Consider the following 13,856-nt stretch of genomic DNA (forward strand, 5'->3'; position numbering starts at 1 on the left):
CGCTGGATCGCGTCGTTGCTCAATCCGGGCCGTGCGGGCGATCTACTCGCTCGTCGACCGGCAGGCTGTGCCGCAACAGCCAAGCCGAACAGCCCGATGTCGCGGGCTCGACAAAACCGACCACGGATGTCGGTTGTCGGACGTTGTCATAAGAATGATGGACAGGTGATCATCAGCGGCGGGCCCAGCGCAGGCTGGCATTGCTTGGTGCAGCGCCATGGCTACCCCTATCCGGCACGCGAGTTGCTTCGACAATTTGATCAGCAGGGCAGAGGTGGATTGACCAGTCTCTCAACCCTAACGGGGATAAGCGGCGGCTTTGCTTCATGACCGGAGCGCGGCGGAGATGCCCCTCTGATCGACTTCGCAACCCATCTCATCCGCGCTGGTGCAGGTGGGCTGTATCAGGCGACAGAATTTAGAAGGCACCCGACAAGAGACGTGCCCATGCTGGAAATCGACTTTATGAACAGCGGTGCAATCTCAATCGAGCCATGAACGCCAATGTAGAGAAAACAAAATGGCGACCAACCCCGTTCCAGATCATGTCCCGCCCGAAATGGTGAGGGACTTCAGCCTGTTTACATCGCCAGGGATGCCACCAACACCCAACGGGGATCCACACGCAGCTGTCGCTTGCGTACATGACGGGCCTCCGATCTTTTACTCCCGCTACAACACGCAAGATGGCCGGGGTACCTGGGTCATCACCCGTGCCGCGGACCAGCGGAAGGTGCTGCAGGACGCAGAGACTTTTTCCAGCCATCGCAGCATCTTCTCCTCCATACTGGGTGAAAACTGGCCGACGATCCCGCTTGAGCTCGATCCACCGGCCCATGGCGTCTTTCGCTCACTGCTCAATCCGCTGCTTTCGCCAAAGCGGGTGTTGGCTTTGGAACCGGCTGTCCGCGAACGGGCGGTCGAGCTGATCGAAAGGATCGCCGCGTCGGGAACAAGCTGCGAGGTGATGAAGGATTTTGCCTTTCCTTTCGCGGTGAGCACCTTTCTTCGCTTTGTGGGGTTGCCTGATGACCGACTCGATACATTCGTTGGCTGGGGGAAAGATCTGCTCCACGGCGACGATAAGGAACGACCTGTGGCTGCCCGGACGATCGTGGCATTCATCGACGAACTTGCAGCCATGCGCCGCGACGAGGCGGTTGACGATTTCATGACCTTTATCGTGCAGGCACAGGTCGAGGGCCGCCGGCTGACGAACACCCAAGTCCGCGGCATCGGCGTGCTTGTCTTCGTCGCTGGGCTCGACACGGTCGCAGCAGCTATAGGCTTTGACTTGGCGTACCTCGCACGCAACCTCAAAGATCAGCAATTGCTGCGGAGCGAACCGGACCGCATCCCGCTCGCAACCGAAGAATTGCTGCGGGCCTATCCGCCCATTCAGTTAATCCGCGTGGCCACGAAAGATATCGACTTCGAAGGCGCGCCGATCCGGAAGGGGGACTATGTTTCCTGCGCCACGATGATTGCAAATCGTGACCCGGCGGAATTCGAATGCCCCAACACGATTGATTTGGAGCGGGAGGACAACCGCCACGCGGCGTTTGGCTATGGTCCCCACCGTTGCCTTGGCTCACACCTTGCCCGGCGGGAGATTGTCATTGGCCTGGAGGAGTGGCTGGCGCGCATCCCGGCTTTCAGGATCAAGCAGGGTACGGCGCCGATAACTTCTGGCGGCCATGTGTTCGGGATCGAAAATTTGATCCTGGACTGGTCTTAGGCCCGCCCCGAGCCGGGCACAGACAATGGAGGCAGCGCCATGCGCATCATCGTCCAAAGGGCCAAATGCCAGGGCCACGCGCGATGCGCGGCGCAAGCGCCGGACATCTTCAAACTCGATAATGACGGTTACATCCTGCCTGGTGACATTGAAGTTGCGGAAGGGGAGGAACTGCCTGCATCACGAGGCGCGCGATCCTGTCCTGAACGTGCGCTGGAACTCACCCGCTGCGCGTTTTGAATCGGCCTCATTCAACCGTGAGTCTGGCGGCTTGAACCATGTGGCCGCACTCAGCACGCGACCTCTGTCCCGCACGGTTCACGTCCAACTCTGCAGGGGCATTTCCGGCGCCAGTGTTCCCCGTGAGGCGCAAACGGCAGGGCAGGGGTTCGCGAACAACTCTTCCAATCACACAATTTGCGTCAGAGCCGATGGACCAGACGAGAATTGCCGGACTACTCGACGCGAGGCGACCGGAGTGCCACACCGAAGAACTGCCCGACCCATGTTGCGGCAGGCCGGGTCTGTGCATGATTTGATAGGACCATAGCAGGAGAACGCACCATATTTGCCCAACATTATGCCCGGCTCAGCACCGGCCAATGGCCGCAGCTGGAGAGGAGGTTCGACCAGCATGTGCTTGCCTGTGTGCTTTCACGTGCGCTCGAGGAGATCGAGGCCGGCGAGGCGACGGCGACGGAGGCAACCGGACTTTCGCGCGCCGAGTTGCGCGATGTCCTGGTCCGCTGTTTCCCTGCTTTTCCGATCAACGCGTTTGCCTTGGAAGAGGGGAGCGAGCCCGAGCCGGATCTGGAAGAAGAACTTCTGCGCGGACTGCTGCTGGCGCATGCCCGGCCCGACGACAAGGCAGGCGCCCGCTTCGCCAAGATCATCGCCCGGCGTGCCATGCGCAATGACCACCTCTGGCAAGACCTTGGCCTCTTTAGTCGAAGCGACCTCGGCCGCCTGCTCGCCTCGCATTTTCCGACGCTGGCGGCCGGCAACACCCAAAACATGAAATGGAAAAAATACTTTTACCGAAAGCTCTGCGAGGCCGAAGGTTTTTCGCTGTGCAGCTCCCCCAGTTGCCGGGACTGTAATGATTTCGAAAGCTGCTTCGGCCCGGAGGAAGGCGAAAGCCGGCTCACACGGACCAAGGACAACGCCCAGGATTGAGAGCCGCTTGCGTCAGTCGTACAGCGTCAGAGCTCGCGCCACGCCATATGTCTGTTGTCAAATCTCGACGGAGGCCTTGGGGGATTTGAATACTGTGCGCTCGCGATGCTCGCTTCGGCGGGTCGTCGTCATGGCAGGCGCGAGTCGAATGTTTGTTAGATGCCGCCACAACCTAAGCCGGCATCATCAATCGCTACAAGCGCAAGGAGTTGAAGGACACGTTGCGCGATCTTGAGCAGGCCGGACTTGGTGACCAGCTCGTTAGGTTTTCCAATTCATGAGTGGCTAGAGCGATGGCTGTACTGGCGTTCGATCTCGTTTATTTTTCCGGCCTGACGGCAGACCAACTGCTAGGCAGCGTCATCTCACTTCTGGCGTGTTTGCTCCTTTATAACGCTCTGGCTCCGGACCGAGTTAATCGATAGGTCGGCGGCCGCTCGGCGTCACTGCTAATGCCCTGATACGATTTTAGGAAACGGGGTCTGCAGTGTTTCTTCCGCTTCGGCGCCACATAGCTTTCAACCAGGCGAAATGCTCGACGTCGACAGTTACCAGCGGCCGTAGGTTGATGGTCACCGTGTTTGGCGCTCAGGACTTCCTCCGTGCTAGTCAATGGCGAGCATCGGAAGCGATTTTGCAGGTTTTGCGCAGACGGGATTCTGGCTCTGCCCGCCGGTCGGGTTCGTCAAAAGGTGCTAATATAGCGTTGTATGTCCGATCGGCGGTAGTAGCCGCTTACTGATCGCCGGACGGTCGATCCCTGAACCTTGTTGCACCCGCACCTGGGGTGCTTAGGGAATGATATTATCTGACAAATGGAAAAATCACGTAGGAGCCAAAGTAAAATTTTATTATATCTGACTCTTGCTAATTACCAAGTAATGACCCAAGACGCATCTTTCGCGGGCCGTTAGCTTGTTTTTAAACTTTAGTGCGTCACTATCGGGTCCGTAAATGCCCAAAAATGTCCCATCCTTTGAAGGGCAACAAGGAGGCGTACTATGGCAAGAATTTTTGAAATTCTTATGGGCAGTCTGACTGCCGGATCTGTTCTCGCAATTCTTTGCATGCCAGCGACAGCAGCTGGAATTAGTGTCGGAGGCGTCGGCGGGGTATCCGTCGGCAGCGGAGGCGCCAGCGCTAATGTGGGCGGCAACAGCGGCGCTACGGCTAGCGTGTCCCTAGGCGGTTCTGGGGCAAATGCCGCAGCCTCCGTCGGCGACACTGGCGGAGCGACTGCTTCCATCGGAACCGGCAGCGCCAATGTCGGTGTCGTCACCGGGGTTGGTACCGACGTAAATGTCGGCGTTGGAACCAATCCAGCCGCCAACCCCAGCAACCCGACCGCTTCGAGCAACCCGAATCTGGCTAGCGTTGTCGGCGATATGTCGAACGCCCAGGTCACTCGGATGAAGAAGCGCTGCGTCGAAGTGCTTAGCAACGAAGACACCTATGATCGTGACCTGCGCCGGTTCTGCCTGCTGATCTCGCGCCGCTAACCAGCGACCCCTTTCCGACCTGTCGGGGCTGTCGACATGACACTCTCCAGTTCCGGCAGTGGAAGCCCGCCCGCCGAAAGGTTGGCGGGCTTTTACAGTCAGCGTTTTTCCATCCGCAGCAGCCAGGATGTTTAGGCACTTTCGCGTATGTAAACGTTGGCAGTTAAGGCGCTTTCGCCTCGTAGGCAAGTTGTGTAACGCCTTGTTCTTGAACAAAAAATGTGAGAACGCCTAGTTGCTTAAGCGAAAAGCGCCTTACCGAGCGGATATCAAAAATAAACATTGTAGCGATCTTGCAACCGCCCGAGGCCGCTTTTACGCGTTCGGAGCAAGTCTAAGGCCGATAAGTCATCGTTTTGCTTATGTTTCTTCACGTCACGGCGGCGGTAGGTGTAGCCGGGAATGTCCTGCAAATGGAACGTATTGCCGGGAGGCGAGTAGCGGTAGATAAATCCGAATTGGTCGGTGATCCCGTTGACGCTCGTATAAGTGATCTCGCCATACAGATACATATGGAAGGGAACCCGCCCCTATGTGAGTATCGGACAGGAAAAGCTCATTCAGCACATTGTTTGTGATAGGGCCGCCGCGATCAAAAGCTGCAGGGCTAAGAGCATCGTCTGCCCCGAGCACCCGTTCAACGTCATTGATTTCTCCGGGATGGTAATGCGGAGTTGGCGGCAAGTTGCAAAGCCGGAGGCTCGCCCGAATCTCGTTTATGATGGCAGGAGTGCGTCCGAAATTCTTGATCGAGTATGCCGCTTCCGGAATTGGTCTTTTGTTGTCGGGCTTGTCAGCCCAATCGTGCGTCACCCCCACCAACGGTTTGGTGGCGGTGACGAACAAATACGGGCGCTCGATATCGAGCAAACGCCTTTTCGGCAATGTCGGCGCTGCGCTGGGTGTGCCTAGCAGCCTCTTTGGCGTAGTAAGCAGCGGCCATAGCAGCGGCGAGCGTGAAAGCACCCACGATAGCGCCAATGGTGGTCCAGTTCGCCGACTGTTGGGCAGCGTCGGCAGCCTTCCACTGGGCACACACATCGGAACTGCGATCATCGTGACCTGCTTGGCATGGGTTAGTGTAACTTGGGGGTTCATTTGCCTGTTGGACTGGCGGAGGACTCGCCGCAACAGGGTTGCCTATGGTCTCTTGATGCTGTTCGGAATGTTGGGGCTGGAGTGCTCTTGCGCTCGTCTGGCGGTAAAGCCGCCCCGAGTAAAACTACTCCGAAAGCCGCAATGAGGATGCCCCGATAGCGTCTCAGCATTGCAGTAAGAACGCAGCGCTAAAGCCCCCCCGGCTTATTTTGTTGTTCAAATTACGCTCGGTTTGGTGAATGTCCATAGTCGCCAATTTTTCGGCGAGTTGGGCATAGGTAACGCCCTTCCGCTTCAACTCTGACTTCAAAAGGTTCTTGGCTTTCGTCTCGTATTCGACGGTCTGCGGGTCGTCCTTGCCTGCCATAGCCTCGCCTCAAAAAATATCATCACAGTCGGTGGTACAGGCCCCTGTATTTGGCGATACAAGCCCCGCATATAACCGGATATGATGACAATGGCCCAACACTTCCTCCTTTCCGCCGAAAGCCGCTCCCTTTCTCTGAAAGAGATTTACAAGGGTGGCGAGGAAAAGGCTTACGACGCGTTCAAGGCTTCGACTCAAGGCGAGCCTGTTTGCCGGAAATGCGGGTGCCTGGATCATTACGACATTCCGACCCGTCGCAAGTTCAAGTGCGCCGCTTGCGGGGGCGCAGTTCTCGGTTACGAGCGGCACGATCTTCGCCTTGGCGCAAGCTGTCGTTTGTCGATCTGCTCGCCGCGATCTGCCTGTTTGTTAACGGCGCGAAGGGCATGTCGGCGGTCCAGTTCTCTCGCGATCTGGACGTGCAGTACAAGACCGCCTTTGTGCTGGCTCACAAGCTGCGCGAAGCCTGTCGGCTGAAACCAAGAACGAAACCCTTGAAGGCGAGGTCGAGATTGACGGCGCTTACTTTGGTGGCGTGGTGCGCGCCGCGGGCGCGCGCTTCTGCTACTGCGCGAACGCCTCTGGAGTCGATTTTTAGCAGCTCATTGGCGTGATCTTCAGTTCCTTCGCCACAAAGCCCGGCGGAGAAGAGTATGCTGCCTGGCCTATTCATTGGCCCAAGTCCGCTTGCCACGGCAGCTATCGTTGTCATTTTTACATCAGACGATCGTCTCGTGAGCAGTGGACCGCAAAGTTGCGAAGACGCAGTTGCCCTTTGCTTCTACTGTGCATAGAAGCCAGTTGTGCGGGCAGGGGTACAAAAATGGGTGCGGTGCTGTGGGAATAAAATTCGAAAAGCTAAATAAACTGCGGGAGTCTCTACTAGAGGCAAATCACGATTTCCGCGCCAGCACCCAATTGTTCAATAGCTTGGATGTCGCAAAAATTGATCGCGAAATGGATCTTGAAGGTCGTGGAACGCAGCGAGGCGAGGCTAACCAGCCCCCGAAAACGGCCAAGAATTTCGACGATATAGAGCACACAGTTATCGAGAGGGTCGAGGACGAAAAGAAGGCCGCACATCACACACTCGAAGACAGCCTACAGCTACTCTCCGGCCGATTGGCTGGCCTCGACTTTGAAGAGCAGTTTGGTCTGATCCGTCAGGCGAACGCCGCCAGTGTTTCCGATTTCAAGGCCTCGATCGCGGTGGGCCTGGACGAACTTCACGGATTGCGCAAATCGCTCAACGATGCGGAGAAAGAACACGACTGGTTCAAACAGAAGCACGGGCTTGTCCGGGCTGTGAGGGTTCAACACGGAGCGGCCCATGTTTTCCGAGTGTCCCTGCTAATCTTCCTGTTCCTCATTGAAACGGCGATGAACGGAAATTTCCTCGCAAAGGGAAATGAACAGGGATTCTTTGGCGGGCTCCTCGAAGCCGCCGCTTTCTCGTTTTTGAACATCGGCGCCGCTCTGCTGTTCGCAATATTCTGTGCACGCCTGGTGACTCACAGATCGCTTTTTGTGAAGTTGATCGGCGCGCTGTCGATAGTGGCCTATATCGGCTTGGCATTGACCATAAACCTAGCGCTTGCGCATTACCGCGAGGTTAGCGGGTCCTTTGTGGACGGAGCCGGCGTCGAGGTCGTGCGCAGCATGCTCGCCAATCCGGCTGGCCTTATGGACGTGAAATCCTGGCTTCTGTTCGGCATTGGTCTCATGTTTTCGATCTTTGCGTTTATCGACGGCTGGTTCGTTCTCGACCCATACCCGGGCTATGCGGGTGTCGAAAACAGATTGGTGGCTCGCCGGGAAGACTACATCGAGCGCAAGAGCGAGCTCATCGAGGCTCTGCAAGAGGTGCGCGATGAGCACAACGAGAAGGTGGAGGACATCGTCAAGCGGCTGGGGAGCAGACGCAGGGAGCATCGAGCGATCATCGACCATCGGTCGAGGCTGCTGACGCTCTTTGTGCAGCATCAAGACCAGCTGGAGCGAGCCTGCAACCAGCTTCTCTCAAAGTACAGGGAGGCCAATTTCCAGGCCCGCACAGAGCCAGCGCCAAAACATTTTGCCACACCCTACAAACTTGAGCGCATAAAACCCCTGATATCGTCCGACGATGAATGGAGCGAGAAGGACCTGGGCGCCTCAATTCGTGACGCGCAGGAAGAACTCAACGCTCAAGTGCGGCTCATCGGGCTGGAATGCGAGCGCGGGATCGAACAGTACCGAGATCTCGACAAGCTTCATCCGGATAGCGTGAATGGCTAGGCGGGGTCGCAGAAGAAAGAAAGGCAGTGGCGGCACAATTGTCGCAGCAGCCGGATTGGCCATGCTGTCGGCTGTGATGCTGGCCGGTTTTGTTTGGATGTGGTCGAGATCCGGGAAGGACCAAATCGACATCAGCACGAATTGCCCACTGAACGGACCTGTGAGCCTGACAGCGGTCTTGATCGACGCCACCGACCCGATTTCGCCGATAACCATGGCGGATCTGAAGAATGAATTCCGCAAGACCATTGGGCGCGTCGAGCCTGGCGGCTATCTCAAGATATTGACGCTGGGCGCGAGGCCCGGCGACCTGACTGTGATGTTTGATGGATGCAATCCGGGCGACGGCTCGACGGTCGACAGCTGGACGAACAATCCGTCTCGGCGGCAGAAGAAATGGGAAGATGCGTTCGAGGACCCTTTGACGAACCTTCCCGACCAGATTCCCAATGGAGAATCCGCGAGCCAATCTCCGATCATGGCCGGAATTCAGAAAATCAAACTGTCGCTATTCGATAGCAGTTTGGCGAAAGAGAAGACCGCTAAGCGAATAATAGTCGCGTCAGATATGATCGAACATACGGCGCTGTACTCACAATATCGTTCGGGTCTCGATTATCAGAAGTACCTTGATAGCGCGGCTGACAGGACTTACGGGACATCGCTCGATGGCGTCGGGTTTACGATACTATACGTCGATAGGGCGAAGAAGCCATTTGGCTCTTTCGAACATGCAGAGTTCTGGACCCGGTGGGTTCAAAGCCATCATGGTGATTTTGAGAAGCTGGTAGGGTTGGAGGGGTTAAACTAATGGCCAAGAAGCGAGGGGAGTCGTTCTTAGGACATCCGAGCCTGCCCCTTTTCGTCTTTGCGACGCTAACCCTGGGTGGCTGCGTGTTCATCGCAATAGCCAAGCTGTCGGGCGTAGACCCTATAATGGCGGCGAGCGCACCGGTGTGCCTGATGCTCATCTATCTTGCCGCGTCCGTCTTCACCGGCAAGCTACGGCTCCACGATGAGCAAACAGGCGACAATCTCTACTACATGGGTTTCCTGTTTACGTTGACGAGTCTCGGCGTATCGCTGTTTCAGTTTGGTTCCGAAGGATCCACCGACACAATCGTGAGGAACTTTGGTATCGCGGTGACGTCGACGATCACGGGCATTGCTTTGCGGATCTTTTACAATCAGATGCGCCGCGATCCTGCCGACATCGAACGGACGGTCAGGCACGAACTCGCGGATATGACGCGGCGTGTAAGAGCCGAGATGGAAAGTGTAACCAGGGAATTCGCTGACTTTCGCCGCGTAAGCAATCAGATGTTGGAGGAGGGTTTTGCCGAAATCGCCGTTCAAGCGGAGCGGAACGGAGAGCACATAAGATCGGCCCTGGATAAAATCGCGATGGAATCGATCAGACCAGTTCAAGAGGCCTCGGGAAAGCTCAGCAATGCTTTGAGCCACAATTTTGGGCAGATCGAAAGTCAGTTCTCGTCGATCGCACAGCGCGTCGAGGCGGCAGCCGATCTGCTCGACAAAGCCAACAGCTCAATGTCCTCTTCAGTTGGCAGACTGGGTGAACAGGCCGAAAGCGTAGCCACCAAGTTGGAGAAGGTTGTCGTCCCTGATGAGGTCCTTAAGAACGATCTGGCGCCGATGGTGAAACTTCTTGGCAGCGCGGTCGCTCAGTATGCTGTCAAAACAGAGACGGCTTCGCAGGAACAGCAAGCCCGCATGGCGGGCATCGTTGATGCTGTGGCTAAAGTGGCCGCAGGTGTGGAAAAGGCTGTGGCAGCCGCAGAGCAAACAGCGGAGAGCGTCCAAGCGCAACAACGCTTGACCCAGGCGCTTGCCGCAGTGGTGCAAAAGCAAAGCAAGGACACCGGAGACCTTGTCGCAACCTTGGCAGGAAGAACCCTTCACGCGCCGAGGCCTGTTCCCCCTCTCAACGCTCCTATCGCGATTGAACAGCCACTGGCAGATCTGGCCGCAAATGACACCGTCGAGAGCGCACCAATTCGGGTCGAGCGTGAGCCCCAACCAGACGCTTTCCAAACTCTGGGAAGCGAGCCTCCCGCCGAACGAACGGAACCGCCTAAGCGAACCAGTTGGTGGGGCAGGTGAGTGACGCTGGCGGGACTTCGGTCGCCTTCGAGCGCAAGGGTTTCGGCCGCGGTTTGATACTGGGCCTGACCATGGCCGAGACGATGCTGCTTTTGGTGTTCTGCCTGTTGCTAGCAGCCGGTGCTATCATCACGAAAAAGCAGAAAGAGACCGATGAGGCACTGCGAGCCACTCAATCAAACAAGGAAAACGTGCAGAGGCTCGAAGCCGAGAACAAGCGGCTTCTGGCTCAGATAAAAGCGGTGTTTCAGCCCACGAGGGGAGGAACCGTTCCCGACGAACAATGGCGCGAGCTGGTCCTGGCCAAGGATGCTGTTAAGTCGGTCAAGGAAGCAGGTATTTCTCTGGAGGAGGTCGTGCGAAATGCCCCTGTCGCGAAAGTCCTTGCGGACAACGACATAAGCGTTGATCAGACCAAGGCCATGATAGATGCGGCGAAGGTCTTGAGAGAATTTGGTTACGCCGGCACCGACAAAGGGCTGCAGGATCTGGCTGATGTGCTCAAGGAGGCTGCAGAGCCGACGCAAGCAGCAAAACCTCACGATTGGCCGCCGATCATCAGTCTCAGCGAACTGGGTGGCTATAATTTCGATACCGGAAGCGCAGAGCTTTCGAATGCCTTCAAAACAAAGTTGCGCGATCTTGCGAAGACCATCGCCGGGACTGCGACCTCGTACGGTGTCGACGTGATTGAGGTAATTGGACACACGGACGAACAGGCAATGGCGGGCGAATCCTCCAACATGGACAAGGGGCTCCAACCGGTCCTGTCAGGGAAAGTGGAAATCGGCTCACTCCATCCCGCCGACAATGCCGGTCTTGGGCTGGCCCGCGCGATTTCAGTTACAAGTGTGCTCAGTGACATGCCCGCATTAAAGGGGTTTACGATTTTGCCGATGTCTGGTGGTCAGCTCATCCTGCCCGGCGATCATCTCACCGACGGAGCGCAGATTGGCGATGTACGGGCTCGAAGGCGCATCGAGATTAGGGTGAGGCAGCGATCAAAATTGGCGCCGGTTGGTGGCGCCAAGCCATGAATGGGGACGAGAGACTGGCGCCTTAGCCGGTACGGCAGTTGAGTTGGGGGGATTGGGCTATGGGGTTTTACGTTCGAAAATCGATCAGTGCGGGACCATTCCGCTTTAACTTTTCGTCCGGTGGGGTTGGCGCTTCCGTTGGCGTGAAGGGCCTCCGCATCGGCACTGGGCCAAGAGGTCACTACATCCACGCCGGCGTGGGTGGGCTCTACTATCGTGGCACTTTAGGCAAGGCCAGCGCGAAGAAGGTAGTCCAGCTCTCTCAGACCCCATCTGCGCCGCAACCCCGTCCACAATCCTCGCGCCCGGAATACGTCTCTGATGGCGTCGTGATGAGAGAAATCGAGTCCCGCGATGTGGTGGAAATGCGTGACGAGACATTCGCCAATGTGCTCGATGAAATCAATGCCAGGCAATCGCAGACGCGGCTGTCCGTAGCACTCGCGGTTTTGTTCGGGATCGCAGGTTTCCTTGCGGGGACCAAGCTCGGAGGTGCCGCACCGGTGCTGGGCATCGGTGCCTTTGTGCCGGGTATGCTCATTGGCAAATGGTTTGACAGTTACCGCCGGGTGAGCGTGCTCTATTACGATCTGGAAAAAGACGCGGAGGCCGCCTACGGGCGACTTGTCGGCGCGTTCGAAACTCTCACCGGCTGCGCAGGGAGATGGCATGTCGCTGCCGACGGCAAGATAGAGGATCTGACTGCTTGGAAGCGAAATGCCGGGGCCAGCATGCTGGTCGACAAAAAGCCCACGACACTTACAAGCTCCTTGCCGAAGGTTGTACGCAGCAACGTTACTCCTCCTTCAATCCATGTGGGTCGGCAGGTGCTCTTCTTCATGCCTGACCTAGTGCTGGTGAAGGACGGAAACCGATACGGCGCAGTCGGATATGCCGATCTGCAGACCCAATTCGCCCCGAGTAATTTTATCGAGACCGGCAAAGTTCCATCTGATGCGGAGATCGTGAGCTACACCTGGGCTCACCCAAACAAAAACGGCGGGCCTGACAAGCGCTTCAAAGACAATCGGCAGATCCCTGTATGCCGCTACGAAGCGTTGCGGTTTTCTAGCCCGTCCGGACTTAACGAGCTGGTGGAATTTTCCAAGACAAACGTCAGCCAGCCCTTTTGCCAGGCTCTATCGGCACTCGCGCAATTGCATCGAAGCTCCGACCGCCAATTCACAACGCTAAATGCGCACACTAGGGAGTGATGGTTGGGGATGGGCTCAAAGCGTGAGCCCAGGTCAGCAAACGCCTTCGCACGGAATCCCGTCGCTATCTCGATCCAACTTGCTCCCCCATGTGCAGTTGGCGAGATACCAACGTGCTTCTTCGCAAGAAGAAATCTGCGTGCACAACCGGCGAGGTTGGCATGAGTAGCTCTGTGCTACTTGGCGACGGCTGACAAGCCCAAAGGGGCTTTTGGTTGGGCTCGCAGATTCGGCATGTTGTTCGCGCCAATCCCAAGGGTTGTCAAACGTCCCAATCCAGATTCCAACCTTTGCGGTTTCAGCATTAGTTTGCTGTTGCGCATAGGCGCCGTGGCTATAGCGGGGCCAGTCCAAGGCTTGGCCATGTTCGACCATCCAGGACGCGATGCTGACACCGTCCGCGCGCCGACAATCGCCGACGAAGCGACGGTACCGATCCCATGAAACAAATGTGCATTGGACAGGCTGCGAAGCCGCAAGGAAATTCGCCAATGCTTCGGCCGCCCGGCGCCCGCAGGGGTATTGATGTGCGCTAGCGTCATTGCAGTATTGGCGGCTTTCGGGTGCATCGATGCCGTTGAAGCGGACGCGCTGCCCGTGGACCTCTATTGTGTCTCCATCAATCACCGATGCTATGCCTACAATCGGCGCCCGTCTCGACCCGGCCGAGTTTGCTATATCGAGACCACGTAACTGGTCACCCGAGCCTGTAAAATAGTGGGTCGCGTAAGCAGCCAAGGCCACCACGATCACCACGATCAGAGGCAAGCGCACATCTGGAGAGAAACGTCTGCGGACGATTGGTTCCGCGCCGCGCCTTGGTCGCGCGCGGCGACGATAAGAATAGCGATTGTTATTCAATTTCCGATCCTTTGCGAAACGCAAGCTGCATGATTTGTAACGTGCCTCTGCACCATTCATAGGCGCTTTTTTCGCTGGCGCTGGTTTGCCTTGTAGTTCGGCGCTTTGAACACCATGGTGCCTTCGCAGATCAGCCCGAAGTCACGACTCTTGTAGTTACCTTTTCCGTAAACACGACCATCTTTCCGCGCTGGAGCCTACAAGTTTTCTCGGAATGAAATTAGGAGGCCGATTCAAAAAGAAGTCGGCTTGTGCGCCAGTTGGTCGTGGCCGGCGAGGCGGATGCCAGAGCTGCCAACACCTCGTCCACACGTATGATGGCATTTTGTCCGAAAGGGAACCTCGAGATCAAGGTGGGGATGCGAAGTGTCCGGAACATTAAACAAACATCCGCAATTTTTCCACCAAGCCGCAGTGCTCACAATACTAAACGATTGAAGTGTTGGTGGTTGCCATTCGAGGTTG

The 13,856-nt window shown here is 56.8% G+C and carries 12 protein-coding genes and 1 pseudogene; 10 read left to right on the forward strand and 3 right to left on the reverse strand.

The window, feature by feature from the left end:
* Nucleotides 1-520: 520 nt before the first annotated feature.
* From NKJ88_RS29075 to NKJ88_RS29090, 4 genes are all read left to right on the forward strand, one after another.
* A complete protein-coding gene (locus NKJ88_RS29075) occupies nt 521-1,738 on the forward strand; it encodes a cytochrome P450 (protein ID WP_031206218.1) in 1,218 nt (405 codons plus the stop codon).
* 39 nt (nt 1,739-1,777) lie between these two features.
* Complete coding sequence (locus tag NKJ88_RS29080) at nt 1,778-1,978, forward strand: ferredoxin (RefSeq protein WP_081727483.1); 201 nt, start codon at nt 1,778-1,780, stop codon at nt 1,976-1,978.
* 324 nt (nt 1,979-2,302) lie between these two features.
* On the forward strand, nt 2,303-2,914 hold the full coding sequence (locus tag NKJ88_RS29085; RefSeq protein WP_023806333.1) for a nitrogen fixation protein NifQ: 612 nt from the start codon (nt 2,303-2,305) through the stop codon (nt 2,912-2,914).
* 1,001 nt (nt 2,915-3,915) lie between these two features.
* Entirely contained in the window at nt 3,916-4,413 is a 498-nt protein-coding gene (locus NKJ88_RS29090) for a hypothetical protein (protein ID WP_031196803.1), read from the forward strand.
* A 269-nt stretch (nt 4,414-4,682) separates the two neighbouring features.
* Here the strand turns inward: NKJ88_RS29090 and NKJ88_RS29095 are convergent, their stop codons facing one another.
* Together NKJ88_RS29095 and NKJ88_RS29100 are read right to left on the reverse strand one after the other, a co-directional pair.
* Nucleotides 4,683-4,925, reverse strand: coding sequence for a hypothetical protein (locus NKJ88_RS29095; RefSeq protein ID WP_023806332.1), 243 nt, complete (start codon nt 4,923-4,925; stop codon nt 4,683-4,685).
* A gap of 749 nt (nt 4,926-5,674) precedes the next feature.
* Nucleotides 5,675-5,878: a DUF6471 domain-containing protein gene (locus NKJ88_RS29100; RefSeq protein WP_352446494.1), complete on the reverse strand. Its 204-nt coding sequence runs from the start codon at nt 5,876-5,878 to the stop codon at nt 5,675-5,677.
* Nucleotides 5,879-5,968: 90 nt separating this feature from the next.
* Between NKJ88_RS29100 and NKJ88_RS29105 the strand changes: the two are divergent.
* From NKJ88_RS29105 to NKJ88_RS29130, 6 genes and pseudogenes are all read left to right on the forward strand, one after another.
* A pseudogene (locus NKJ88_RS29105) lies at nt 5,969-6,428 on the forward strand (IS1595 family transposase); the annotation flags it as partial.
* A 293-nt stretch (nt 6,429-6,721) separates the two neighbouring features.
* On the forward strand, nt 6,722-8,155 hold the full coding sequence (locus NKJ88_RS29110; protein WP_352446534.1) for a hypothetical protein: 1,434 nt from the start codon (nt 6,722-6,724) through the stop codon (nt 8,153-8,155).
* Nucleotides 8,148-8,966, forward strand: coding sequence for a hypothetical protein (locus NKJ88_RS29115; protein WP_031206212.1), 819 nt, complete (start codon nt 8,148-8,150; stop codon nt 8,964-8,966). Before NKJ88_RS29110 ends, NKJ88_RS29115 begins: the two co-directional genes overlap by 8 nt.
* Complete coding sequence (locus NKJ88_RS29120) at nt 8,966-10,279, forward strand: methyl-accepting chemotaxis protein (protein ID WP_023806328.1); 1,314 nt, start codon at nt 8,966-8,968, stop codon at nt 10,277-10,279. Before NKJ88_RS29115 ends, NKJ88_RS29120 begins: the two co-directional genes overlap by 1 nt.
* The gene (locus NKJ88_RS29125) at nt 10,276-11,316 is read left to right on the forward strand and encodes an OmpA family protein (protein ID WP_352446496.1); all 1,041 of its coding nucleotides are present in this window, start codon (nt 10,276-10,278) and stop codon (nt 11,314-11,316) included. The genes NKJ88_RS29120 and NKJ88_RS29125 overlap by 4 nt, the downstream gene beginning before the upstream one ends.
* A 59-nt stretch (nt 11,317-11,375) precedes the next feature.
* Nucleotides 11,376-12,530, forward strand: a complete 1,155-nt coding sequence (locus tag NKJ88_RS29130; protein WP_352446498.1) for a DUF4236 domain-containing protein — start codon at nt 11,376-11,378, stop codon at nt 12,528-12,530.
* Nucleotides 12,531-12,563: 33 nt separating this feature from the next.
* Here the strand turns inward: NKJ88_RS29130 and NKJ88_RS29135 are convergent, their stop codons facing one another.
* Nucleotides 12,564-13,391, reverse strand: a complete 828-nt coding sequence (locus NKJ88_RS29135) for a thermonuclease family protein (protein ID WP_352446500.1) — start codon at nt 13,389-13,391, stop codon at nt 12,564-12,566.
* Nucleotides 13,392-13,856 lie beyond the last annotated feature (465 nt).

It is taken from the genome of Mesorhizobium sp. M0016 (assembly GCF_040324035.1).
Taxonomy (GTDB): Bacteria; Pseudomonadota; Alphaproteobacteria; order Rhizobiales; family Rhizobiaceae; genus Mesorhizobium.

What these genes read in the sequence shown, in the direction of transcription:
- NKJ88_RS29075 (WP_031206218.1), top strand. Translation starts at nt 521, where the DNA reads ATGGCGACCAACCCCGTTCCAGATCATGTCCCGCCCGAAATGGTGAGG.
- NKJ88_RS29080 (WP_081727483.1), top strand. Translation starts at nt 1,778, where the DNA reads ATGCGCATCATCGTCCAAAGGGCCAAATGCCAGGGCCACGCGCGATGC.
- NKJ88_RS29090 (WP_031196803.1), top strand. Translation starts at nt 3,916, where the DNA reads ATGGCAAGAATTTTTGAAATTCTTATGGGCAGTCTGACTGCCGGATCT.
- NKJ88_RS29095 (WP_023806332.1), bottom strand. Translation starts at nt 4,925, where the DNA reads ATGTATCTGTATGGCGAGATCACTTATACGAGCGTCAACGGGATCACC.
- NKJ88_RS29100 (WP_352446494.1), bottom strand. Translation starts at nt 5,878, where the DNA reads ATGGCAGGCAAGGACGACCCGCAGACCGTCGAATACGAGACGAAAGCC.
- NKJ88_RS29115 (WP_031206212.1), top strand. Translation starts at nt 8,148, where the DNA reads ATGGCTAGGCGGGGTCGCAGAAGAAAGAAAGGCAGTGGCGGCACAATT.
- NKJ88_RS29120 (WP_023806328.1), top strand. Translation starts at nt 8,966, where the DNA reads ATGGCCAAGAAGCGAGGGGAGTCGTTCTTAGGACATCCGAGCCTGCCC.
- NKJ88_RS29130 (WP_352446498.1), top strand. Translation starts at nt 11,376, where the DNA reads ATGGGGTTTTACGTTCGAAAATCGATCAGTGCGGGACCATTCCGCTTT.